General features: G+C 52.2%; 13 protein-coding genes and 3 pseudogenes. 12 read left to right on the forward strand and 4 right to left on the reverse strand.

The window, feature by feature from the left end:
- Nucleotides 1-6: 6 nt before the first annotated feature.
- Together NUW46_RS20130 and NUW46_RS20135 are read right to left on the reverse strand one after the other, a co-directional pair.
- Nucleotides 7-1,086 (reverse strand): IS110 family transposase, encoded by a 1,080-nt coding sequence (locus NUW46_RS20130; RefSeq protein ID WP_069185208.1) that lies wholly within the window; start codon nucleotides 1,084-1,086, stop codon nucleotides 7-9.
- A 266-nt stretch (nucleotides 1,087-1,352) separates the two neighbouring features.
- A pseudogene (locus NUW46_RS20135) lies at nucleotides 1,353-2,227 on the reverse strand (IS3 family transposase); the annotation flags it as partial.
- A gap of 466 nt (nucleotides 2,228-2,693) precedes the next feature.
- Here NUW46_RS20135 and NUW46_RS20140 point away from each other — a divergent pair.
- Together NUW46_RS20140 and NUW46_RS20145 are read left to right on the forward strand one after the other, a co-directional pair.
- A complete protein-coding gene (locus tag NUW46_RS20140) occupies nucleotides 2,694-3,257 on the forward strand; it encodes a recombinase family protein (protein ID WP_418142103.1) in 564 nt (187 codons plus the stop codon).
- A gap of 92 nt (nucleotides 3,258-3,349) precedes the next feature.
- Nucleotides 3,350-8,344, forward strand: coding sequence for a DEAD/DEAH box helicase (locus NUW46_RS20145; protein ID WP_418142114.1), 4,995 nt, complete (start codon nucleotides 3,350-3,352; stop codon nucleotides 8,342-8,344).
- A 924-nt stretch (nucleotides 8,345-9,268) separates the two neighbouring features.
- On the opposite strand, the pseudogene NUW46_RS20150 reads toward NUW46_RS20145, so the two are convergent.
- A pseudogene (locus NUW46_RS20150) lies at nucleotides 9,269-9,634 on the reverse strand (Tn3 family transposase); the annotation flags it as partial.
- A 510-nt stretch (nucleotides 9,635-10,144) separates the two neighbouring features.
- Here NUW46_RS20150 and phnC point away from each other — a divergent pair.
- The 5 genes and pseudogenes from phnC to NUW46_RS20175 all read left to right on the forward strand — a co-directional run.
- A pseudogene (phnC, locus tag NUW46_RS20155) lies at nucleotides 10,145-10,891 on the forward strand (phosphonate ABC transporter ATP-binding protein); the annotation flags it as partial.
- A gap of 95 nt (nucleotides 10,892-10,986) precedes the next feature.
- On the forward strand, nucleotides 10,987-11,850 hold the full coding sequence (gene phnD / locus NUW46_RS20160) for a phosphate/phosphite/phosphonate ABC transporter substrate-binding protein (RefSeq protein WP_011784780.1): 864 nt from the start codon (nucleotides 10,987-10,989) through the stop codon (nucleotides 11,848-11,850).
- 10 nt (nucleotides 11,851-11,860) lie between these two features.
- Entirely contained in the window at nucleotides 11,861-12,691 is an 831-nt protein-coding gene (gene phnE, locus NUW46_RS20165; protein ID WP_011783501.1) for a phosphonate ABC transporter, permease protein PhnE, read from the forward strand.
- Nucleotides 12,692-12,700: 9 nt separating this feature from the next.
- Entirely contained in the window at nucleotides 12,701-13,711 is a 1,011-nt protein-coding gene (locus NUW46_RS20170) for a phosphonate dehydrogenase (RefSeq protein ID WP_026949874.1), read from the forward strand.
- Nucleotides 13,705-14,565: a LysR family transcriptional regulator gene (locus NUW46_RS20175; protein WP_011783503.1), complete on the forward strand. Its 861-nt coding sequence runs from the start codon at nucleotides 13,705-13,707 to the stop codon at nucleotides 14,563-14,565. The genes NUW46_RS20170 and NUW46_RS20175 overlap by 7 nt, the downstream gene beginning before the upstream one ends.
- Here the strand turns inward: NUW46_RS20175 and NUW46_RS20180 are convergent.
- A complete protein-coding gene (locus NUW46_RS20180) occupies nucleotides 14,480-14,971 on the reverse strand; it encodes a reverse transcriptase domain-containing protein (protein WP_094182553.1) in 492 nt (163 codons plus the stop codon). The two genes, NUW46_RS20175 and NUW46_RS20180, sit on opposite strands and share 86 nt — an antisense overlap.
- A 641-nt stretch (nucleotides 14,972-15,612) precedes the next feature.
- On the opposite strand from NUW46_RS20180, the gene NUW46_RS20185 reads away from it, so the two are divergent.
- From NUW46_RS20185 to NUW46_RS20205, 5 genes are all read left to right on the forward strand, one after another.
- Nucleotides 15,613-16,776: a hypothetical protein gene (locus tag NUW46_RS20185; protein ID WP_418142104.1), complete on the forward strand. Its 1,164-nt coding sequence runs from the start codon at nucleotides 15,613-15,615 to the stop codon at nucleotides 16,774-16,776.
- A gap of 1,219 nt (nucleotides 16,777-17,995) precedes the next feature.
- Nucleotides 17,996-19,675 (forward strand): DUF4942 domain-containing protein, encoded by a 1,680-nt coding sequence (locus NUW46_RS20190; RefSeq protein ID WP_418142105.1) that lies wholly within the window; start codon nucleotides 17,996-17,998, stop codon nucleotides 19,673-19,675.
- Between the two features lie 151 nt (nucleotides 19,676-19,826).
- On the forward strand, nucleotides 19,827-21,389 hold the full coding sequence (locus tag NUW46_RS20195; protein ID WP_418142106.1) for a hypothetical protein: 1,563 nt from the start codon (nucleotides 19,827-19,829) through the stop codon (nucleotides 21,387-21,389).
- 636 nt (nucleotides 21,390-22,025) lie between these two features.
- Entirely contained in the window at nucleotides 22,026-22,514 is a 489-nt protein-coding gene (locus tag NUW46_RS20200; RefSeq protein WP_418142107.1) for a hypothetical protein, read from the forward strand.
- Between the two features lie 1,292 nt (nucleotides 22,515-23,806).
- A complete protein-coding gene (locus NUW46_RS20205) occupies nucleotides 23,807-24,226 on the forward strand; it encodes an antirestriction protein (RefSeq protein WP_091643496.1) in 420 nt (139 codons plus the stop codon).
- The last annotated feature ends 9 nt before the right edge of the window (nucleotides 24,227-24,235 follow it).

Raw genomic sequence — 24,235 nt, forward strand, 5'->3', positions numbered from 1 at the left:
TAAGAGTCAAGCAGCAATTCTCGACTGGCCAATCTCACGTTGCCGGTGGCGTAAAAGATAGAACAGCTCTCGCGCTATGTAACGTTTTAGACAACGGATAGCTTCCAACTTTGAATGCCCTTCTGTTAGTCGTCTTGCAACGTACTCCTGGGTTTTAACATCAAGCCGAAGCCTGCCGATCGCAATTATGTGCAGTGCACTGTTGGCTGCGCGATCGCCTCCTCGGTTAAGCCTGTGGCGCTGCGTCTTTCCGGAAGATGCCGGTATGGGATTGACCCCGCAAAGCGCAGCAAAACTGGCTTCGGAGCCAAGTCGATCAGGGTTGTCACCTGCGGTAATCAACAGCTGCGCCGCCGACTCATAACCGACAGCTGTTCTTGCAACCAAGTCGGGCGCAAGTTCGTCCACGATGGCCTTGATCATGGTATCCAAGTCCGCGATCTCGTCATGTAGCTCTACATATCGGCGAGCGAGGGACTTCAGGGCTATCCGATAGGCCGTCATGACGTCTCGGTATCCGCCTAGATCGGGACGCGATGATGCCAACGTCCGGATAAGTTGCATGCGCGTCATGCTCCTAAGCTGGTCCCGTAACTCCTCCGGTGCGGAGACAATCTGGGTTTGAATCATCTGAAGCGCTACCCTGCGGGCTGCGATCGCTGTCTTTCGACAGACTTTCAGAACACGCAAGGATTCAACCATGCCGTCACGTGTCTTCGGTGTTACCGTACGAATGCCCGCAAAGGCCGCGTGCGCAGCATTTTCAGCATCAATGCTGTCGTCTTTGCCCCGCTTGCGGCGGACGGATTTATCGGGACTTGTAACCTCCAGAGTCGTGATGCTGGCCTGCTGTAAATAGCGCAACAGACCCGCGCCATAGGTTCCTGAGCATTCAATCCCTATTCTGGTGACGTCGCCAAAGCTGCGCATCCACGCCAACATGGTTTTATAACCATGGCGCGTCGCTGGAAAGGTGTTTGTTCCGAGAACCTGGTCATGACCATCAACCGCGGCAGCAACATGCAGATCTTTATGGGTATCAACACCACCGACAATCACCGGGCGAACATCCTGCTGTAAAGACATGACGAAGCTCCTGGCTATCTATTTGAAGATGGCTTCACCATGCACGATAGCCTGGACACGACAGTAACGAGACAGGCTGTCAGGCCCTTCTTGAGTCACATGCATCGGCGGGGTGAAACCCCTGCCGCTAGGTGTTCTCGGAATTCCGACAGGTCCAGGGAAAGACACATATCTGGGTCGATCGGAGTGCGGGTCAGGAAACCCGAGAACACTTGCGACACCCAGTATTTCAAGTTGAGCCAAAATCAGAAATACCCGGCACTGACAGTATTACTGTCCGAGTGGAACATGACTTTCTCCGGTCGACCACGCTGTTCCCAGGCGTGGTCTAGAGCTTTGACAACCAGGTCAGCATCAGGACTGGATGACATGGCCCAACCAACAACCCGGCGGGCATACAGATCCAGCACCACAGCCAGATAACTCCATCGCTGGCCGCTCCAGATGTAAGTGATATCACCGCACCAGACCTCGTTAGGCCGTTCTGCTGCAAACTCACGATCCAGATGGTTCGGGATATCCGGTCGCTCAACGGTCGCCTGCTTGTAGGCGTGAGGCCCCGGCTGCTTACAGATCAGCCCCAGCTCACTCATCAATCGTCGAACCTTGAAGCGCCCGATGACAACGCCGTCGTCATTGAGCATGCCCTTGATCGTTCTACTGCCGGCAGAGCTGCGGCTCTTGGTAAATAGACGGTTTACCTGAGCCTTCAGGGCCAGACGCTCAACATCCACGTGCTTCCGCCGTTGGCGGTACTCGTAATAGCTGGAACGGCTGATATCAAACGCATTGCAGACCATTTCAACAGGCATTTGCTCACTCAACTGGTCTATCAGCGCGTACGATTCATGTCGTCCGACATCAAGAGAGCGGTAGCCTTTTTTAGTATGTCTTTCTCCTGCTCAAGGCGTTTGCAGCGGGCTTCCAGCTCCTGAATCCGGCGCTGCTCCGGGGTCAAGGCTTTGCCTTTCGGGGTCATACCCCCACGCTCATCCGTCAGTTGCTGAACCCAGCGTCGGAGGGGGCTTTCTCCCACCCCCAGCGAAGTACTCGCCTGGGCGATGGTGTAACCTTGGTCCAGCACCAGGCTGGCTGCTTCCTGCTTGAACTCAGGAGTAAAGGAACGTCGTTTTCTGGTCATCAGACACCTCGTTTATGGTGGCGATCTTACCACCTACGTTGGTGTCCGGAATCATTGGACCACTACATAGTGATCCAAGCCTACCCCCTCCTCTTAGCCATAACGTCCGCGTTTTCGGCTGGTTTGACGCCCAGCGGAAAAACAGTCCGACTGGAAACGACCGCATGGCCAGGATTTTCGCAGATTCATTAATTTGGGACGACCGAAAACCGCTCTCAAGGTGAAGGGGGTTAATGTTCGCTTTTGTTTAAAACCCGGCTTGGACGTCTGTTGTTTCGTGGTCACTGGCGTGTTTCAGTCTCCCCTGCATCCTTGTCGAAGGTCAAATCCTTTGCTGAGCTATGCTTTTGTCCGAAAACGGTCGTTTGTTGGACGCTTAAGGCTAACCCTCAAAAATACCCGATTTCGGCTTGTTTAATGTCCAACAATTACGTACAACAATCTATGAGCAGAAAAGGTGCCTTTTATGATCATAGGTTATGCGCGTGTCAGCACTAACGACCAAAATCCCGAACTCCAAGTGGATGCCCTGAAGAAAGCCGGGGCCGAACAGGTCTTCCAGGAAAAATTTACCGGAACCTTACGTGAGCGACCCGAGTTGTCGCAGTGCCTCCGTATGCTCCGACCGGGCGATGTCTTGGTCGTGTGGAAGCTGGATCGCCTCGCTCGATCATTGAAGGACCTGGTGGAGATTGTTCAGGACCTCCAGGATCGCGGCATCGGGTTTAAGTCCCTGACGGAATCCATCGACACTACCAGTTCAGGTGGCCGCTTGGTGTTTCATATCTTCGGGGCTCTGGCTGAATTTGAGCATGATCTGATTCGGGAACGGACGATGGCTGGATTGGAGGCTGCCCGGGCCAGGGGGCGTAAGGGCGGTCGGAAGCCCTCGTTGTCAAAGACGGACACACAGAAAGCTGCCGCAATGTTATTGGACCCGAAGATCACCAAGACCGAGGTGGCTCAGCACTTTGGGATTAGTCGGACCACGCTCAACGCTTCACTTCGGCGTAATGGGCACCCTATTTAGCTTGTGTGCTAACTAACTGGTATTTTTACCGCAAAGATTCCAGAAGCAGTAGTCCTAGACTGCGGATGAAAACAATTGACCAAGGAATGATGATGACAGCCCTCCAAAGAATACTGTCGCAGTTCAGAGAAATGACGCTGACAGAGCGTGATAAGGGAACCAGCTTCGAGAACCTGATGGTTCAATACTTCAAAACGGAACCATTCTATAAAGAACAATATTCTGAGGTGCTGTCCTACTCCGACTGGGTTGACCGATACGGCACAAACCTTGGCATCAGCACGAAGAAAGATACCGGTATCGACCTAGTAGCCATCACCACCGATGGCGAGTTCCATGCAATTCAGTGCAAGAACTATTCGCCAGACCACACGATCGGCAAAAGCGACATCGACAGCTTCTTCACAGCCTCCGGCAAAACCTACTTCAGTCACCGGATCATTGTCACAACGACGGATAAGTGGACGGGCAATGCCCAGGACTCCCTGGAGAATCAGCACCCACCCGTGTCCCGAATTGACCTCCATAACCTGGAAAACAGTGTCATCGACTGGTCGCAGTATCATGAGGATACAAAGCCAGTCCTCAAGGCTCAGAAGCAACTCCGTGAACACCAGGTTGATGCTCTTAACGCTGCGGTGAGCGGGCTGAAGACCGCTGATCGCGGCAAGCTGATTATGGCCTGTGGCACAGGCAAGACGTTCACTTCGCTGAAGATAGCCGAAACAATGGCTGGTAAAGGTAAACGGGTACTTTTCCTTGTCCCCAGCCTCTCGCTACTTGGTCAGACACTCACCGAGTGGACTCAGGAATCTGCGATCCCCCTGAAAAGCTTTGCGGTCTGCTCAGATAGCGATGTCGGGAAGCGGCGCGGTAAAGATGATGACCGAGTGATTGCCGGCATCAGTGACCTGCAATATCCAGCCACCACCAACGCGGCCTCACTGCAGAAACACATGGCAGATCACCACAGCGGTGATGCAATGACTGTTGTGTTCTCCACCTATCACTCTATTGGAGTTCTGAACGAGGCTCAGACCACTGGAGCCAACCCGATCCCGGCCTTTGACCTGATCGTCTGCGACGAGGCGCACAGAACCACCGGTGCAACTTTTGATGGTGAGGAAGAATCAGCTTTTGTTCGAATCCATGACAACAGCTACATCCAGGGCAACAAACGCCTCTACATGACAGCAACCCCCCGCATCTATGGAGATGATGCCAAGAGCACCGAGAACGTCACGCTATGCTCAATGGATGACAAGTCGCTTTACGGAGAGGAACTGTATGTCATCACCTTCTCTGAAGCCGTGGCCCGGAAGCTGCTTGTCGATTACAAGGTGATTGTCCTCGCTGTTGAGGAAACTCACGTCAACCGGCGCCTGCAGAGCCTTCTGAAAGACGCCGACAACTCACTCAAAGTGGATGATGCCGCAAAGATCGTGGGTTGCTGGAAAGCCTTATCGAAACAGGGCTTGGTTGAAACCATGGGACAAGAGCCCGATCCCATGAAGCGAGCGGTCGCTTTTTGCCAGGTCATCGAAAAGGAATACAAGGGCAAAAACCACAAGGTCAGCTCGAAGCTGATCTCTGAGATGTTTGGTGCAGTAGTGTCGCAGTATCAGGAAGCCGAAATAGCAGCGCTCCGCGACAAAGATCCTGATGCCGCGCTTGATCAGGCGTTGACCATGACCTGCGAGGCCGAACATGTCGACGGCGGCATGAACGCCAGTGAAAAGGAAGCCAAACTGGAATGGTTGAAGGCCACTACGGAGGACAATACCTGCCGTATTCTCTCGAATGTGCGCTGCTTGTCTGAAGGGGTCGATGTCCCCGCACTGGATGCCGTGCTGTTCCTGACACCAAGATCCTCTCAAGTGGATGTGGTGCAGTCCGTTGGCCGGGTGATGCGCCTGGCTCCGGAAAAAGACCTGGGGTACGTGATTCTGCCGGTCGTTATTCCTGCGGGCGTTGAGCCCGAAGAAGCCCTTAATAATAACGAAACCTACCGCGTGGTTTGGCAGGTTCTAAACGCCCTTCGGTCACACGATGACCGCTTTGACGCCATGATCAACAAGCTGGAATTCAACGGCAGCATGCCCAGCAAGATGGAGGTCGTGGCAGTTGCAGACAAGGTGACGCCAAAAGCCACTAAAAAATCGACCAAAGAGCGTAAAGCCAGTCGTGCCAAGGGTGGACGTTCGATTGGGTCTAACGACCCGAACCCGAATCATCAGCAGGCAGAGTTGGTGTTCGAGGTCGGCGATATTGAGCGTGCGCTTTACGCCAAAATCGTTAAGAAGTGTGGCAACCGGCACCACTGGGAAGACTGGGCGAATGATATTGCCAAGATCGCAAACACCCATATCGACCGGATCAGGGCGATATTGGAGGATGAGAGCCACGTTGAGGAAATTGCCGCGTTCAATGCATTCGCAAACGAGCTGCGCGACGACTTGAACAACAGCATTCCAGATGAAGAAATCATCGAAATGTTGGCCCAGCATCTGATCACCAAACCTGTTTTTGATGCGCTGTTTGAGCAATACAGCTTTGCCAAACACAATCCGATGTCCCTAGCGATGCAGCAAGTTCTGGAAAAGCTGCATGAACATAGCCTGGATAAGGAACGCAGCACACTGGAGTCCTTCTACGAATCCGTAAAGCTGCGGGCCGAAGGCATCAACAGTGCTGAAGGCAAGCAAAGAATCATCGTGGAGCTCTACGATAAGTTCTTCCGAAACGCGTTTCCTCGGATGACTGATCGCCTAGGTCTCGTTTACACCCCCGTCGAGGTGGTGGACTTCATCATCCATAGTATTGAAGAAGTACTCAAAGCGGAGTTTGGTAAGAGCATGGCCGATGAGAACGTCCATATCATCGACCCATTCACTGGCACTGGCACATTTGTTACCCGGTTGCTTCAGTCCGGCCTGATTCCGAAAGATCGATTACCACATAAATACAAACATGAACTTCACGCCAACGAGCTAGTGCTGCTGGCCTATTACATTGCGGCCATCAATATCGAAGCCACCTACCACGGCATCATGAATGACAACGTGACGGGTCTGGAAGAAAGCGCCCAGATTTTTGAAGTCCCTTACGAGCCATTTAATGGCATTTGTCTTACTGATACATTCCAGATGTACGAAAGTGAAGACATGATTGATGCGCTACTGGTTGAAAACAGTTCACGTCGTAAGCGTCAGAAAGAACTGGATATTCGGGTAATCATGGGGAATCCGCCGTATTCTATTGGGCAAGTTAGCCAGAACGATAACAATGCCAACGTCAGCTACCCCAAGCTGGATAGCCGGATTGAAGAGACCTATGCCGCCCAGTCGAAAGCAATGCTGTCGAAGGGGCTGTACGACAGCTACATTCGGGCCATTCGTTGGGCATCCGACCGCATTGGTGATGCGGGAGTGATTGGCTTTGTGACCAATGGTGGCTTTTTGGAGGCCAATGCCACCGATGGCTTGCGCAAGTGTTTGGCGGAGGAGTTTTCCAGCATTCATGTGTTTCACTTGCGAGGGAATCAGCGCACCTCTGGCGAGCTATCGCGAAGGGAGGGCGGGAAAATTTTCGATAGCGGCAGCCGGGCTCCTATTGCGATTTCGCTGCTGGTTAAAAACCCCGAGGCAGCAGAGCACGGACGTATCCTGTTCCATGACATTGGTGACTACCTGAGTCGTACGGAAAAGCTGGAAATGATTGCAGGCTATGCCAGCCTGAAGGGTATCCCGAACTGGCAGCGAATTGTTCCTGATCAGCATGGCGATTGGCTGAGTCAGCGCGATGATAGCTTTGGTGAGCATATCGTGTTGGGTGATAAGAAGGGCGATGGCCCAAAGCTATTTAGTAATTACTCATTAGGGGTGGCAACGAACCGCGATGCTTGGGTTTACAACGCCAATAAGGTGAAGCTAAAAGACAACGTTAGTAGCATGATTGATTTCTACAACGCCGAGTTGGGTCGCTTTAATGCAGCCCATTCAGGGCTAAGTACAAAAGCACGTCAGGCGGAAGTAGATGGTTTTGTTAATACCGATCCAACTCGCATCAGCTGGACAGTAAACCTCAAGCAGGATTTGGCCAGAAATAAATCTTTCGCCTATGAAGAGTCATCAGTTACTACCTCTCTCTATCGACCGTTCACCAAGCAATGGATCTATTTCAACCGCACCTTCAATGAGAGGGTGCTTCAAATGCCCCGCATCTTCCCGAGGGCAGGGGCGGAGAACTTGGTAATTCAGACCACGGGCGCAGGAGCAAAGAGTTTTACTGTACTTATTTCTGATGCACTTCCATGCTTAGACAACATCGAAAAAGGCCAATGCTTCCCGCTCTACCTTTACGATGAGCAGGCCCAAAAGCAAAATAGCAGCCGAGATGACTTGTTTGAACAAGACGAGCAACCTGCAGCTGGCCTCAAACGTCGCGATGCAATCACTGACGAAGGGCTGGCCCACTTCAAAGAAGCATATCCTAGTGAGCAGATCACCAAGGAAGACCTGTTCTATTACGTCTACGGCATACTGCACAGCGAGGACTACCGTATCCGCTTTGCTGACAACCTGAGCAAAGAGCTTCCGCGCATTCCAAAAACTAAAAAAGCAGCCGATTTCTGGGCGTTCTCAAAGGCTGGCCGTGACTTGGCCAAGTTGCACCTGAACTACGAAACCGTAGAAAAGTATCCGCTGTCCATTCAGACCAAAGGCAACCTGGTGGACGAGGATTACCGCGTAACCAAGATGAAATTCGGCAAGAAGCGCTGCGAGAAAACCGGTAAAAATATTAACGATCTAAGCACTGTCATCTACAACGGCAAGATCACCATGACCGGCATCCCGGACGAGGCATGGGATTACGTTGTCAACGGTAGGGCTGCTCTGAATTGGGTGATGGAGCGCCAGTCAGTGACGACTCACAAGGCCAGCGGCATCGTCAACGATGCCAACGACTGGGCCCTTGAGACCATGGGTAATCCAAAGTATCCCCTGGAGCTGTTTCAGCGGGTGATTACGGTGAGTCTCAGAACCCAGGAGATCGTTAGAAACCTGCCGAAGCTGGATCTCTTGTAAAAGACACGTTCTCAATCAGATGTGGGTGCTCCGAGATGAGTCGGAGGAGCCCCCACACATCACTAAAACCTTTCTAACCTGTGAAGCAGAAACCCATAAAATCGGTTTAGGTAGGTCTGCAATCGCTCATTACGCTTGGCGTGTCTGCGCTTAAAGCTGAAAAATGCTGTCGAGCGATGATTTAGCCTATGAAAACTGAAAATTTCATTGTTAAAACCTTAATTTGTCGCTAGAGATTCACCTATTCCTTTGTTTTAAAAGGGCCTTTTACCTTACCGAAGATGAGGCTGACGAAGTTGGAAAACGCAAGTATCATTAGTCCATCGTCTTTCGTTAGGCGATAAAAAACCCCAGGACCGAAGCCCTGAGGTTTTACCGGGCGGTAGGGGATCATTCTTGGCGGAAAGCCCTACCTATATCCACACAGCCAGTAAGACTGATGGATTGAGAATAGTACAAAACGAGACGCTTGTATGCCAATTCCCTTTGGATCTATCGTCCCGTGATCGTTACGCCTCTTGCCGTCACCTCACTGGCTATCTCGTACAGGAGATCAGCCATGGTCATCAGACCCGCTGTCTACGTTCGAGCCTACTTCCGAATGGTCAACGGCACGCTTCAGCGTGTTTGCGCCCATTTCCGGAGTTGGCCAAACCGCTAAATGAGGATGATGCCGAGGGCATCCCTCGGCATCGCTAGAATCTTTTCATTGATGTGAGGTGACGCATGTCCAAAAAATACCGAAGCGCTGTAACAGGCCGTTATGTAACCGAGACCTTTGCCAAGAAACACCCGCGGGAAACCGTCGGTGAAAAGAGTAAACCGTCTCGGAAGAAAAAATAACGAAGTCGGCACAAGGACGTGCCCTGGAACCCGCTTCAGGCTCTGGTGGGGGTCAGCTCACGAAACGGAAAAAATCGTACGCTAAGACCTCTGCAGTGTTCGTAACGATCGGTACTTTCCTTGTTCGACCTGTTTGTCCTGCTGCCAGATATAGTCGCCGGTCAGGTTGATGTGCTCCCAGCCCAAGGGAGAAAGATGCCGCAGAAGCGTCTCGTCGATATCCCGGCCGTCTTCGCGCAGTGCTTGAACCGCCCGCTCCATATAAACCGTATTCCAAAGGATAATAGCGCTGACGACGAGATTGAGTCCGCTTGCACGGTAGCGTTGATTCTCGTAACTGCGATCGCGGAGTTCACCGAGCCGGTTCAGGAAGACGGCACGAGCCAGCGCGTTCTTAGCCTCGCCCTTATTCAAACCAACCTGCACGCGGCGACGCAGTTCGACGTTTGCAAAAATTGCCACGACTATTGAAATCGTTTTTTGGCCATCCGGATTTGGCTTATATCTCCGGGTAATGTTCGCTTACTTTATTTCGAATTAGTAAGTGCAAGGCTGTCCTTGCCCACCCTTAAGGCCACACCTTGAATTGCTGCCCGTTTCCAGATCCACCCCACCATAGTCAGCACCTGGAAGCGCGACCTATTGGAGAGCGCGTCCGACCTCCTCGAAGGCAAGAGTATAGTCGGTAAGCAATTCGATGAACTCAGCACGGACGAACTGTACCGTGAGATTCGCCGACTGACGGTGGAACGCAATTTTTGTTGCTTAAGCTCCTGGGTGGCTCGTTCCACTTTGGCTGAGCTCCATGTATTTCACAGAGCCCTTCGGAAAATCCTTGCGAACCAAAAGCACTTCATCAAACTGTCACGTCAGTGACACGACAGTGTCATCTCTCAGCTTTACCGTTCAATTGTAACTCGCAATACGGCGAGCTTATTTATTGCAAAAGGTGATCCTGTGGCGCCAACTCAATCAACCAATGTGATGCTTCGAGTCGAGAGTATGGGCGTAACCTACCCGGGAAACGTCCTCGCGCTCAAACCCACCAACGTTCACTTTCACAAGGGCGAATTCACCGTGCTACTGGGACTTTCAGGCGCGGGTAAATCCACTCTGCTTCGTTCACTGAATCACCTGGTTAAGCCCACAACCGGGAAGGTTGTGTCTGGCGAGTTTGGTGAACTGACCAACCGTAGAATCCTGCGACAGCACCGCAGCCGCACCGCCATGGTGTTCCAGCATCACCAGCTGATCGAACGATACACCGCGTTACAGAATGTGCTGACAGGCAGACTTGCGTATCACGGTACTTGGCGAAGCCTGCTTCCCCTGCCCCGGCAGGACCTGGAGTTGGCTCTGCAATGCCTCGACCGCGTAGGTCTGGCTGACAAAGCGCTTTCCCGAGTAGATCAGTTGTCCGGCGGCCAGCAGCAGCGGGTTGGAATCGCCAGAGCATTGGTGCAGCAACCATCCATGATTCTTGCCGATGAGCCCGTTGCCAGCCTGGATCCGGCCACTTCTGAAAAGGTACTCGGCCTACTGCGCGATATTTGTCAGGAAGATGGAATCACCGCGGTTATTTCCTTGCACCAATTGGAATACGCCCAGCGTTTTGCAGACCGGATCATCGGCCTTTCGAACGCTCATATCGTTTTTGACGATGCTCCTGAAAACCTGAAATCGAAACACCTGGACGAGATTTACCACCGTTCACCCAGCGTGGTAGCTGCGGAAGGCAAACCAGCCATCCATAAACCTAAGACCACCCCGATAACGACAGACGTACTGGAGATAGCACAATGAAGACAATGATTCACTCTTTGCTGGCTCTGATAATGATGCTCGGCATCCATTGGTCAGCCCATGCCGCAGATACAGACCCTGATCTTTTGAAAGTTGCCTTGCTGCCGGATGAGAACGCGTCAGAACTGATCAAGCGAAACCAACCTTTGAAGGATTACCTGGAAACCACTCTTGGTAAGGAAGTAGAACTGATTGTTACCACCGATTACTCCTCCATGATCGAAGCCATGCGTTTTGGCCGAATTGACCTGGCTTACTTTGGTCCGTTGTCCTATGTGATGGCCAAGAGTAAGAGTGACATTGAACCCTTTGCCGCCATGGTGGTAGACGGGAAGCCGACTTATCGCTCCATCATTATTGCCAATGCGGACTCTGGCGTTGGCTCCTTCGCGGATATCAAAGGCAAGAAAATGGCCTACGGTGACCGCGCATCCACTTCCAGCCACCTGATCCCCAAGACCGTACTCCTTGAGAAGGCAGAGCTCGAAGCCGGAAAGGACTATGAGGCTCATTTCGTCGGTAGCCATGACGCTGTTGCGGTTAACGTCGCCAATGGCAATGCCGACGCCGGAGGGTTGTCCGAAGTTATCTTCGAGCATGTGATGGACCGCGGTTTGATTGATCGGAGCAAGGTCAAAGTGCTGGGCTACAGCGGTGACTTTCCTCAATACCCCTGGGCCATGCGTTCGAACCTGGCCCCTGAGCTGAAGAGCAACATTCAGAAAGCCTTTCTGCAGATCGATGACCCGGAGATTCTCGACAACCTGAAGGCTGAGGGATTCGCGGCAATTACCGACGAAGATTACGATGTCATCCGCGCTATGGGTGGCCTGCTCAATCTTGATTTCGCAAAAATGTGAGGAGTGCCCCATGAACTATACAACGACGGAACCGGCGACTCTGTCGCCGGCCCCGTCGGCCTCCGTGCTGGATGAGCACGCGAAAGGCTGGCGGAAAAAACTCGGACAGTCGCTGTTAGTGCTGCTCATCATTTTTGTCGCAAGTTGGTACGTAGGGCTGCTCAATTTCAATACACTTGCCAATGGCGTGCCAGCCATAGGCACACTCATTGGCGAATCTCTTCCACCTGACTTCACCAATGTGGCCAGCTGGGTGTCGCCGTTAATCGACACGCTTGCGATGAGCATTGCCGGTACTGCCATTGCAGTAACCTTGTCTGTGCCACTGGCATTCCTGGCTGCGCGCAACACCTCTCCACATCCGGTGGTGTTCCAAGTAACTCGAACCCTTTTAAACGGTTTGCGTTCAGTCCCGGAACTAATCATGGGCATCATCTTCGTGGCTGCTGTTGGTTTTGGGGCGTTGCCTGGCGTACTGGCGCTCGGTCTTCACTCCATTGGCATGGTTGGAAAGTTTTTTGCCGAAGCGATTGAGCATGTAGATGAGGCGCCAGTGGAAGCGGCCGATGCTGCCGGCGCTACTCGCTTGCAGGTGCTCTATCACGCCGTGCTGCCACAAGTACTTCCTCAGTTCGCGGACGTGTCCATTTATCGCTGGGAATACAATTTCCGTGCCTCGACCGTAATGGGCATGGTGGGTGCCGGTGGTATTGGCTTCGAATTGATGGGCTCGCTGAGAATCATGCAGTATCAGGAAGTCAGCGCCATTCTCATTGTCATCTTGTTGATGGTCACCGTCGTGGACAGTCTCAGTGGCCGCCTTCGTAAGAAATTCAAATAAGGAGCGTCGATGAAACCCAAGGTTGTGATAACCCATAAGGTCCATGACAGTGTTCTGGATGAACTTGCCCAAGATTGCGAGCTGGTCACCAACCAATCCGGCGCCACGTTGCCCCAGGAGGAAGTGGCTGCGCGCGTTGCAGACGCTGATGCGATGATGGCGTTCATGCCAGACCGAGTTGGAGTGGAGTTCCTACAGGGGTGTCCGCGCTTGAAGGTGATTGGTGCAGCCCTGAAAGGCTATGACAACTTTGATGTGGATGCCTGCACGCGTCATGGGGTTTGGCTGACATTTGTACCGGATTTGCTAACCGTGCCTACTGCAGAGCTAACGGTCGGGCTGACGATCAGTCTCACCCGACAAGTCAAGGCGGCGGACCACTTCGTTCGATCCGGTGAATTTACTGGCTGGACACCACGCTTCTATGGGCAGGGGATCGAAGGCTCACGGATTGGTATTGTGGGTATGGGGGCCATCGGCCAAGCGGTGGCGCAGCGCCTGAACGGATGGGGAGCGGATTTAATCTATTCCCAGCCGGAACGTTTACCCGTGCAGCATGAGCAGGCACTGGGTTTGTCCCATACTCCCCTCAAGATGCTGCTGGCCCAGTCAGATATTGTGATCCTGGCACTGGCGCTCAATGAGCAAACTCTCCACACCATTAATCGCGAAACGCTAACAGGAATGAAACCGGGCGCATTCCTTATCAATCCCTGCCGTGGATCTGTGGTGGATGAGGGTAGTGTTCTGCAAGCGCTTCAATCCGGTCAGTTGGGGGGGTACGCCGCTGATGTGTTTGAGATGGAAGATTGGGCGAGAGAAGATCGTCCGAGGGAGATCGCCCAGGGGCTCAGGGCCCACCCCAACACGCTGTTTACTGCTCACATCGGATCGGCAGTCAGCCAGGTGCGTCTGGCTATCGAGCAACGCGCTGCTCGGAACATTCTGCAAGTGCTTCGGGGTGAGCGGCCGGGTGATGCGATCAATGATCCCAGTGGCCGCGAGAGCGGCCCATGCTGAATCTTGTCTGGCTGAAGAGTTTCGTGGCGGTGCTGGACCACAACGGGTTTCAGGCCGCAGCCCGCCAGTTGGACATCGCACAACCCACACTGTCCCAGCACCTTCAAAAACTCGAAAACCAACTTGGCGTTTTATTGGTCCACAGGGGGCGCTCTGGCTGTGAGCCAACCCGGGCTGCCTTAACCTTGTTGCCTTTTGCCCGAAGTCTGCTCCGGCTGGAGGAGCAGGCGAGATCTTCCATTATGGAGGCTCGACTTCGCGTTGGGGCGAGCTCCAATATTGGGATTTATATGCTCCAGCCCTACATCCGTCGTTACAAGGAGCTGGGCGTAGGGCCCGAGGTGGATGTGGTAATAGATTCCAATCCGACTATTGCACGGCATTTATCGGACGGTGAGCTGGACGTGGCGATTATGGAGTGGTGGCATGATCTACCCGGATTCCATGCTCAGGCGTGGCGTAACGAGCCCGTTGTTCTAATCGTTCCGCCTGGTCACCCGTTAGCCCGTCGAACCGATATCGACCGCGATACGCTGTCTAACATGGCTCTGATCGGCGGCGAACCCGGCACCGGCACTGGCCGGCTTTTGGCGACCTACTTCGGTGAGCATGGGCCATTTCCGACGGTATCTATGCAGCTGGGTAGCACCGAAGCCGTCAAGCAAGCGGTTAAGGTCGGACTTGGCGCATCGTTGGTGCTTGAAAGTTCTGTACGGGAGGAGGTCCAAAATGGAAGTCTGGTGGCTATTCCCGTGAGTGAGCCTGGCCTTAGCAAGGAGCTGATGGTGATTTATCCGAGCAGCCTGGACAAACACAGGCCAGTATACTCGTTTGTTGGGCATCTCTGTGAATAGCTATTGGGTCCACCTCACGCATATCTAGCTGGGAATGCAGATACTGAGCCTCACGCTCACTTCGACAACGCAGTATTCCGTCATCTGCATATCGGCAGAATGGGATATCCGGATGACGAACGGTCAGCCAACGATCCAATGCATAATGCAGAAACAGGTTTGCCAGAACTGGCGATAACGGGCCACCTTGTGGTGTGCCAACGTTCCGTCGTTCCTGCTTACCATCTTTCGTCTGCATCGGTGCCGTTAGCCAGCGCCTCACATACAGCAGCACCCAGGATTCAGAGCAATGGTGGTCAAGAGCCTTGAGCAATAGCTCATGATCAATATGATCAAACAAGCCACGGATGTCATACTCCAGCACCCAGTCCCTTTCCCAGCACCGCTTTCGCGTGTTTGCGCCCATTTCCGGGGTTGGCCAAACCGCTAAATGAGGACGATGCCGAGGGCATCCCTCGGCATCGCTAGAATCTTTTCATTGATGTGAGGTGACGCATGTCCAAAAAATACCGAAGCGCTGTAACGGGCCGTTATGTAACCGAGACCTTTGCCAAGAAACACCCACGGGAAACCGTCGGTGAAAAGAGTAAATCGCCTCGGAAGAAAAAATAACGAAACCGGCACAAGGACGTGCCCTGGAACCCGCTTCAGGCTCTGGTGGTCTTCCAATTACACTGCGCATAATCTGAGGTTATGGTGAAACGGCTCTGGGGCAAGGAGCCAGGCCTCTCCCTGGCGCGTCACACCACTGGGCAGGTGTCGCGTTTGCCTGGCATCCATGCCGGCGCTGAGCCCCGATCCTTCTGATCAAATGACTCGTTGTCAGAATCTACTAGATCGACGTCCGTCGGAAGCCGAGATCGCCTATACGATCAAAAAGTGGCCGAACAGGCCAACTTATGGTTCCACGAACAGCTTCCTTGCTGTTACTGGGCAAAGTTATTCGCCATTTTCGTGGATAAATCGGTGGAAATGGGACCTAAAGAGCTGTTTTTATTGCTGATAAAACGGCAGTCAAAAATTGATCAAGTCTAAGGATGGAATTGAATGAAGAACTTCAAACCTATCATTATTGCCCTTGTGGCTTTGGCAGTCTTCGGATGTACTAGTGAATCTGAGCCAGATCAGGTTTCTCAGGCTGCGTCTGACCGAGCCCCCGACGAAAAGAAAACCCAGGCAACCATGCGCACTGAGGATCCCGTATCTGGGAAAATTCGGGATGTTCAATTCTCCGTGGAACAGGCCATTCTGAAATCAGGTACGTTGGAGTTGCGGCAGGGCTCAGACTTTTTTGCTGATCTTTCTGCAGAAATCGTATTGTTTGACGATAATCCGGCGGGCAACGGGTTCAAAGTCCCATCGGGCGGGCCAGGCCTAGTGCCGCACCTGCGCTTGAAGCAAAAGCTTGAAGATCAAGGCGTGCCTGACACCCAATCGCTTATGGGAAACTATCAGCTGGACCTCGTGTTCGGAGATTCTCAGCCACTCGGAGTACCCTTCTCCATCGTGTTGACCGCTGAACAACATGGGACAGAGCTGCGAGGAAGTGGTTTTGCCACATATGGCGATATCAAGGTCATCCAGGGGAAGTTAGATACTACCTACCAAAGTCTGGACACGTTGAAGCTGCTGGCAAAACGATACACCCGGCGGAATTATGAACGTCTCACAGTATTGAATGACTTCGGTACGACACTCTATACCAACGGTTCCGCTAACCCGGCGACCGCATTTGTTGGTTTAGAGGCCCTGGACGGTAATGACGAGCGAAGGTTGGTCAAGCTTCAGTTCATCATGGGCCAGAATGGCTGGGAAGTGGCGAACGAGCTGGAAATCGACCAGATCCATGAGGCTCATCCTGTGTTGTCGGAGCTGAAAGGCAACCTCAGGACGGTTGAGGGTGCAAAGGTGCAGAGTGTTGCTGGGGATAGATTCGAGAAAGAGCTACAGGCGAGGGCTTTGGTGGGCAGAATTCGGGGTACTTCAGTAAATTGTTACTTATCTGAGGCTGCGAATAAAGCCAGTTGCAGGGCTGCCGGGAGCCTGGTGAACGAGGGTGGATATGACTGTTTCAGGAGCTTTTATCTAATGACGAACGACGGTCCCGGGTGGCGTTACGAAACCGACTTGGAAGAGACGCAGAAGGTGGATTACAAGACGGGACAAGTCGTGGAAGGTCGAGCCCCTTCTCAGTATTCTTGCTCCGCCTGATCCAGTTCCCGCATGCCAGGACAGCGAGTTAAGTAATAGTAAGCACTTACTACGATTCTTGGCTCCTCGTTTCGTCCTGCTTTTCCATCTCGAAAGCCCTCCTGATAAGCTGTATATTTATACAGTTTATCAGCGAGTGACATTGTGGAATTCCGCCGACGACATAACACCTATTTTGCCACCCTCAATGCTTACGCCTCTCACCAGCCAATTGGTGTGGTCACAGCCCACGAGATTGAAGTGAGATCATGGCTCGGCATTGCCGATCGGGATGTCATCCGCAGACTCCCATCGTTTTCAGCTGTGCTCCTGGATATAACATCGTGGCGGCGGATGATTCTGGAGCCTTATCAAAGGCTGGGACCAGGAATATATATGGTGGGTGCGGCGATCGATACAGGCGTGATTGGCGTAATGGACAAGGGGCGGCCAATGGTTCGGATGGTTCGGAACAAAAATGACCGGCTGGACAGATCAGGGTAGCCGCCCTGCCCTGCCCCTCCCAAAAAAAGGAGGTTGGTGCCGGGTGCCCCCGGCCAGGCTCACCACTGAGCAGGTGACGCACCCGAGAGACCATACTGCGGTGAACGGGCATCCTTGCCTCATCTCGACCCAACGAGATAGCCAGAGTGTACCTGGAGTCGAGTTTATTGCCAGTAGCACGTTTTGATCATGCCAAACGGTTCATGTTTCCGGGCGGAAACGGATCCCCCGGAAACTAGAAAGGGTTCGGGTTGCTTCTTTTTCTCTGCAAGAGCGATTGTTTGTTTTCTTCAAAAAACCGATTGATCGCCTGCTGGACATATTGGATCTGGGAGCTCAATCGATGATCAAGCGCCGAATACCGGTCATCGATCTGCACTTTTGGGTTATCGTCCGTAAACCAGAGCTTCGTTCGACAGGGCCCTACCCCTGCCGGCATGCTATAGAGGTTTATGTAGTAGCGAGGTTCTGAATTTAAAGAAGCAGACCATGCGTTGATCTTCACCCTGTAAGGCCTACAACTCCGCTCAATCTGCCCCATCTCTTCCCTGGAAATCATATCGCCGCTCTCTATGCGTTCACCCTTCTGACTCAGGATAGCAGCGGACGTTATGGGCGATACTAAAGATATACCCAAAGATTGACAAAATGCGGTAGAAATGTGAGTATTTGAGGGTGCCAGTAGTTAGCTGGCAGCGCGTTCGCCGGCGTCGAGGCGAGTTAGGAGAATCCCATCATGAGTACACTTGCGCTTGTTTCCGCACTGAAAGACCATTCCGAAGATTTCGAGTTTTATCCCACTACCAATGAGATGTTGAGTGCTGTCCGAAAGGACATACAGGCAATTCTTTCGGATCCGTTCAGCGACAAATACCCTATCTTTTCGGCGCTTGATGTCGGTGCTGGGGACGGGCGCGCCCTAATGCGTCTGACTGACGGCGATCGATATGCCATTGAAAAGAGTCTGATGTTGGTTGAGCGCCAGGACCGAAGCATTGTCACTGTTGGAACTGACCTATTCGCCCAGGTGCTTTTAGATCTGCGATGCGATGTGATCTTTTCGAACCCGCCCTACTCTCACTTTGGAGCCTGGTCAGAAAAGATCGTTCGCGAAGCTAACGCAAAGCTTATCTACCTGATCATTCCGGTACGTTGGCAGAACGATAAATCTCTGCAGTCTGCCATTGAAAGTCGAAAGGCCGAAACCGAAGTTTTGGCTCAGTTTTCTTTTGATACCCCCGATGCCGACCGTCGCGCGCGCACTGTCGTTGATGTGGTCCGAATCCGCTTAGATAAACACAGCCACAATCGTGGCCGGAGCTATCGGTCTAACGAGTTGCGGGTGGATCCGTTTGATCTTTGGTTTGAGCAACACTTTGCTCCTCAATCTACGGTCGCGGATTGTTCCAATCTTGATCCAAAGGCAACCATTGAGGCCAGAGCCAAGAAGCGTATCAGTACCGGCCGGGAGTTAATCACTAGTCGCGGTCTGGTGCAGGCGTTGTCTGATTTTTACCAAAACGATCTATCGGATTTGGTCGGGGATTATGAGCGGATCTGCGGCCTCGATCCGGTGTTGCTTGGGGAGCTCGGGGTAAGCACCGAAGCCTTGGCCAAAGGGCTGAAGCTCAAGATTGAGGGCCTGAAGCACGTTTATTGGCGTGAGCTGTTCGAGAATTTCCGGCCGGTTACCTCCCGGCTGGCTACGAAGACAAGGCAAAGGGTTATGGACAAATTACAGGCCTCGATGAGCATCGATTTCACGCCGGATAATGTGCATGCGCTCTGTGCCTGGCTCATTAAAAACTGCAATCAATACTTTGATGACCAGCTGATTGAGCTCGTGGAGCGAATGACCAAGAAAGCCAATGTCATAAATTACAAATCCAACGTCAAGACGTTTGCCGAGGAAGGCTGGCGTTACGGGCGCACGCCCGAGATCGAAAGGTTCAAACTCGATCATCGGATTATCCTGGAGTGTTGGAAAGCGCTGGATTATGGGTATTTTGGAGATCAGTCCCCTACCCTCGATTCTACCGTGGCAGACCTTTTGAACGATCTAATGACCGTTGCTAATAATCTGGGATTTGAGACCAGGCATGAGTCGCCAGCGGGCCGGCGGGCATGGGAGGCCGGCCAGAAAGTGCTTTTTCATTTTACCGACCGAAAGACCGGGCAAAGAGCTGTCGCTTTCGAGGCAAAGGCTCACAAGAAGGGAACGCTACATCTGAAGGTAAATCAGCGTTTGATGTGCCGGTTGAACGTGGAATTCGGGCGCTTGAAAGGATGGGTGCGAAATGCCCAGGAGGCCGCTGACGAAATGGATATTTCTGTGACGCAAGCGCAAGCAGCCTTTCATTCGAACTTGCGGTTGGGTAATGATGCATTGCTGGCTTTGGCAGCACCGCTTCCGTAAAAGTTTCCGCCCGGAAACAAATTGGATGCAGCAGGGATTGGTCCTGCTAGGCTAAAGGTGACTAAAGACGAAGGCTCGCGCGATCGCGGGCCTTTTAGTTTCCGGCCGGAAACTCACCTTAAAATACACGCCACTTGGACAAGGACAGTAAATGGAAAGTATCAGCGGCGAAAGGCTTCAAACCCTCCTGCAGACGATTTTGCAGTGTCGAACCCCTGATGAAGCAAGCCAATCTCTTAAGCGTGAAGCGAAAGATGGCGCTGAGATTTGCTTCGATGCGGTAGATTGGGAGCAGTTGCGGAGCGACATTGGCCAAAGAGATTTGAAATTTCCTTTTATTGGCTGGGGCGCCAGGACTCTGCATTTCGGTGAGTGTGACTTTGGCGATGGCGATATTACGTTTGCAGGGACGTTCCAAGGCGCTGTCGTGTTCCAGGACGCTCATTTTGGAAGCGGAACCTTATCCTTTGCTGGATCCTCGTTTGATGTATTTAAGTTCAAGGGGGGCTCCTTTAGTGGCCAAGGCAAGGTTCTGTTTAACGGTGCGAGGTTTTACAACAATGCCGAGATTCAGATTCAAGACTTAGGCGAGAAGCGTTTGAGCTTTGGGCCATTTAAGAAACCTGGGCAAGCTGACTCCTGCTGTGTGATGCAGGGTCCAAAATTCCACTTCCAAATCAAAGCGTCGACGGGCACAAGTATTTCATTCCGTGAAACCATTCTGAATGTAGGCGACCTGCTGCTGGACTTCGCGGGCGCTTCAAATCTGTCTCAGGTCGACTTCACAAAGACGGAATGGCGAAGCGGGAACGTATGCGTGAATGGCCTGCGACTCGGATTCCCGGATCATGAAGGGACGAAGAACTATTTGCGCTTCACCGATGCCAATTTCGAAGAAGTCAGGCGGCTGCGCTTCGATGGGCTCGGCATGGTAAGCGGGCATATGATCTTTGCGTTTACCAGATTTCCTGAGCGCGCAATAACAGAACTAAACTTCAGTGATCTTGGCCCTGGTGAGGTGGTATTCAAACAGGCCCACTTTCCTGGAATACTGGAATTTAGTCAAAAAGACGGAGAGGTGTTTACAAGCGAGCTCTCTTTTCGAGGATCCACCTTTAAAGGCCCGTTATTTATTAATGGTCTGAAGTTTGGACCTGTTCCAAATCTAGTGGGTACTGAATTTCAAAAACACCTCAGTCTTACAGATGTGGAGTTTGGCTCCGAGATGACCAGCAAGCAAAAGCGGCAGGAGCCCAACAGGGGCGCCAAACTGCAGCGAATCAAAGAGCTTGCAGAGGCTAACAAGGATCATGGCCTGGCGTTGACGTGTCACGCCGAGGAAATGCGATTTAACCGTTTTCGCAGGAAAGGAGTTGGCAGGTTTCTCGCGGATACGCTCGACCTAATTTATGAATGCACTTCCAACTATGGGCAATCGATAGCTCTACCGATGCTTTGGCTCATTTTTACTTGGGCGGGTTTTGGCCTTATCTATCGTTATGTGTTCGATAGCATCGAGTCACCGTTGTTGTTCTCGTTTGCATGGACCTTCCCGTTTCTTCCTGCTGCGGGTGTTTTGCGCCTCATCGGGTTTCGGAACATTTTCGAGGATGCAGAACCCGCACTGTATGCCTTGATGGCAGCCCAGGGCTTGATTGCAATCGCGCTTATCTTTCTTATAGGTCTCGGATTTCGGAATCGATTCCGGATCTAATAGATATAAGTTTCCGGCCGGAAACTCAGCGGCGTCACGTCGTAGAAGGCCTTCCCTCCAGGTTCTACCTTCTCCGAGTATTATATAATAACATATAGCGATGTTAAGCGACCTTTGAGGGAAGAAAAGCATGATTAATCGAGAGGCCCATTGCCAGGGCTATGGTTTTCGAGAGGGTCAATCGTGAAAGTGAAATGCCCCGAATTCTGCGGTGCCGTAATCGCCCAGGTCGCTGATGAAATAGGCGGCACCGCCGCTACCAGTTACTTGCCACCCAATTACTCGGGACGTTGTGCCGTCCTCTCTCAATCGTCGTTTGAAACGATTGCAATTCTCCCAAACGGACTGGAGGCCTTTCGAGTGGCGGCATATGCGATTACACCTGATGGAGGCTTTGGCTCAGTGGAGATTCAGCCTTCGCTTGAATGTGAGACTCACAAATCCTTCATGGACTGGTTTGGATCCTAACCCGCCGATATGTTTCCGGCCGGAAACAATTTTCAGTATTGTCTATTTTTTGAACGTTTCTAGGAAATTGGCTTTAATTCTACATAAGATTGGCATGGATCAGCGCGGGAGTTCGCTGTAGCGATCGATCATTGGCCGAGTTCAATGAACCTTTAAGGGATTAAAGCGATGAATCACCGTTTTCTGATTTTCCTATCCATGTGTTTTGCCTTGTTTGGGTGCGTCTCCCAAAGTACTGAGACTACGCCCGATGAAACTATTGAAACTACATCAATCCTTTTTTCGGCGCACTGTCCAGGTCTTCCAATGGAGAGCTGGCAGCGTCAGGCTCGTGAACTCACATATGAGCAAGTTGTGAACTCTGGCCGAGAATTGAAGGCTGAGCTCCAAGCTGAGGGTTCGCTCTCTGAAAACGCGAATGCTTCGGGTGGCGTAAGCGGAAATATTAAGGGAGGTTCGAACACATCGGTAAAAGGAACGGTCAAACAGGAGGTTCCGATGTCTGACCGAGAGGCCGCAGCTGATAGGCGTTATCGTCAGACACTTTGCCCACTCTTGGCATTGAGAGAAGATGACAATCTCACCCAAGAACAAAAAGGCGAACTGTTCACCTTGATAACAGCACTTATAAATGGGTATAAACCGGAAAAGGAATAGGCGGCTGGATTGAGCCAATTATTACTTCCAACATCAGGAAGACGGATTCAGCCGCCTGGCTAGACGTAGAAATATCTAATCATAATGAATATCCAATGGACCTTACGGGTCTTGAAGCGACGTTGCGCGTATACGAGGGAAACCTTCCAACGAACGCACATCCAGCTTTCGCAGGCCTTGAGAAATATTATCGCGAACCAATAGGTGCTTTAGTTTTCGCGAAAGGGGGCTCGCGTTTTGGGACGGAAGTAGGTGAAACAATTTACAAAATCCCACAAAAGGACACTGCCTACATTAGGATCGGGTTATGCAGATTTTCGAACATGGCGTCATCGTTGGATGACAAAGGAATTATCGATGTGTCGGTTTTAGTGAAAAACTTGGTCGACGGTTCACATGTCGAAAAAACCCACGCGCAAGTAGTAAGCCTCTTGTCTTCCATGCCTGATTGCCGCACAAGCTTTGCAAATTTGGACATCTTTAGCTTGTTTAAAGAGGGGTTTACTGCACTAGACAGAGCGAATGACTCGGACTGAGGACATATTACTGGTCCGTGTAGCTTTGATTCTAAGAAAAAGTCAGAGAATTTCCGGCCGGAAACTTCAGAGACGCGCCCTTCGGGGCGGGCTTCTCCGGGTTCGCTATTCGCTCATCCCGCCGTTGGCGGGACTGACGCCCTCCGTATCCCTCGCGCTTCCGACCTCCGGCCGGTAAAGGATCCCCGCTGATCGCGGGGCCCCTGAAGTCGGATCAACAGACGCTTCGCGACTGTTAAGACGATCCTCCAGGAGCGAGTGGCTGTGCCACACGCTCTAAAAGCAGGGTGAAGTGCTTCCCGCAGATCGATCCCGACCCCCATCAACCTTTATGCACCCTCAGACACCAGGACGACCCTCACAAGGTCTACTCGCTGCGCTACGTTCCACCTTGCAAGGCTCGCCCCGGCGTCTGCTTCGACGGGTGCGGTTGATGGGCGGTCGGGATCTCACGACAGGGCAGGGGCCTGGTCAGCATTCACCAACGATGCGGCGGCGAAGCCGCGCTGAATCTAAGTCGGGCTCTGCCCGATCCCGGCGGCATCCGGACAATCAAGATCATCACACTGCAAAAGACAAGTCTGGCGTTAGACGAAGATGCACAAAGAGGGCTGATTTATATGGGTTTTTATTCTTTGAAAGGTATACAAAGAGATTGACAGACAGGGAAGGAAAACCGATAATAATCACATGGTCAGCGGGGTGCTGGCCACCGCGATACGCCGGCGGTCATCGAGGCGAGTTAGGATATTTGCTATGACTACTGCACAAGCTCTCCCTGAGTTTTTTACCCGTGTTCCGACCCTCCAACGCGCAGAAACAATGCACCAATACTGGGGCGATCGTTGCGTGAACCTGGAAATGTTTGTGTTCAGCTTCATGAACACCTTCAACGAAGCGTACAACGGTGGCTATTGGGATCTTAATATCACCTCGAATGACGCGCTTTATATGTCTCTGAGTACCGACGAGCCGGTGCGTTTGGTAAGCCCGCTGAACTATGCGGATGAAACCATGAGCGCTGATGCCGCTGGCCTGGTTCTGACCATTTATGCCAGTTCCTATGGAATGCACAAATTCCCGGAAGACGCATACCTCTTGGAAACCTACGACAAGCTAATGGAAGTCGTTGGTGACCATCCAGAGGCCTCCAAAATCTACCGTCTTCTCGACTAACCAGGAGGG

It is taken from the genome of Marinobacter sp. MA, from assembly GCF_048298425.1.
Classification (GTDB): domain Bacteria; phylum Pseudomonadota; class Gammaproteobacteria; order Pseudomonadales; family Oleiphilaceae; genus Marinobacter; species Marinobacter salsuginis.

Bases quoted from the DNA above. Each gene is read 5' to 3' on its own strand.
- NUW46_RS20130 (WP_069185208.1), bottom strand. From the start codon at position 1,086: ATGTCTTTACAGCAGGATGTTCGCCCGGTGATTGTCGGTGGTGTTGAT.
- NUW46_RS20140 (WP_418142103.1), top strand. From the start codon at position 2,694: ATGATCATAGGTTATGCGCGTGTCAGCACTAACGACCAAAATCCCGAA.
- NUW46_RS20145 (WP_418142114.1), top strand. From the start codon at position 3,350: ATGACAGCCCTCCAAAGAATACTGTCGCAGTTCAGAGAAATGACGCTG.
- phnD (WP_011784780.1), top strand. From the start codon at position 10,987: ATGAAGACAATGATTCACTCTTTGCTGGCTCTGATAATGATGCTCGGC.
- phnE (WP_011783501.1), top strand. From the start codon at position 11,861: ATGAACTATACAACGACGGAACCGGCGACTCTGTCGCCGGCCCCGTCG.
- NUW46_RS20170 (WP_026949874.1), top strand. From the start codon at position 12,701: ATGAAACCCAAGGTTGTGATAACCCATAAGGTCCATGACAGTGTTCTG.
- NUW46_RS20175 (WP_011783503.1), top strand. From the start codon at position 13,705: ATGCTGAATCTTGTCTGGCTGAAGAGTTTCGTGGCGGTGCTGGACCAC.
- NUW46_RS20180 (WP_094182553.1), bottom strand. From the start codon at position 14,971: ATGGGCGCAAACACGCGAAAGCGGTGCTGGGAAAGGGACTGGGTGCTG.
- NUW46_RS20185 (WP_418142104.1), top strand. From the start codon at position 15,613: ATGAAGAACTTCAAACCTATCATTATTGCCCTTGTGGCTTTGGCAGTC.
- NUW46_RS20190 (WP_418142105.1), top strand. From the start codon at position 17,996: ATGAGTACACTTGCGCTTGTTTCCGCACTGAAAGACCATTCCGAAGAT.
- NUW46_RS20195 (WP_418142106.1), top strand. From the start codon at position 19,827: ATGGAAAGTATCAGCGGCGAAAGGCTTCAAACCCTCCTGCAGACGATT.
- NUW46_RS20200 (WP_418142107.1), top strand. From the start codon at position 22,026: ATGAATCACCGTTTTCTGATTTTCCTATCCATGTGTTTTGCCTTGTTT.
- NUW46_RS20205 (WP_091643496.1), top strand. From the start codon at position 23,807: ATGACTACTGCACAAGCTCTCCCTGAGTTTTTTACCCGTGTTCCGACC.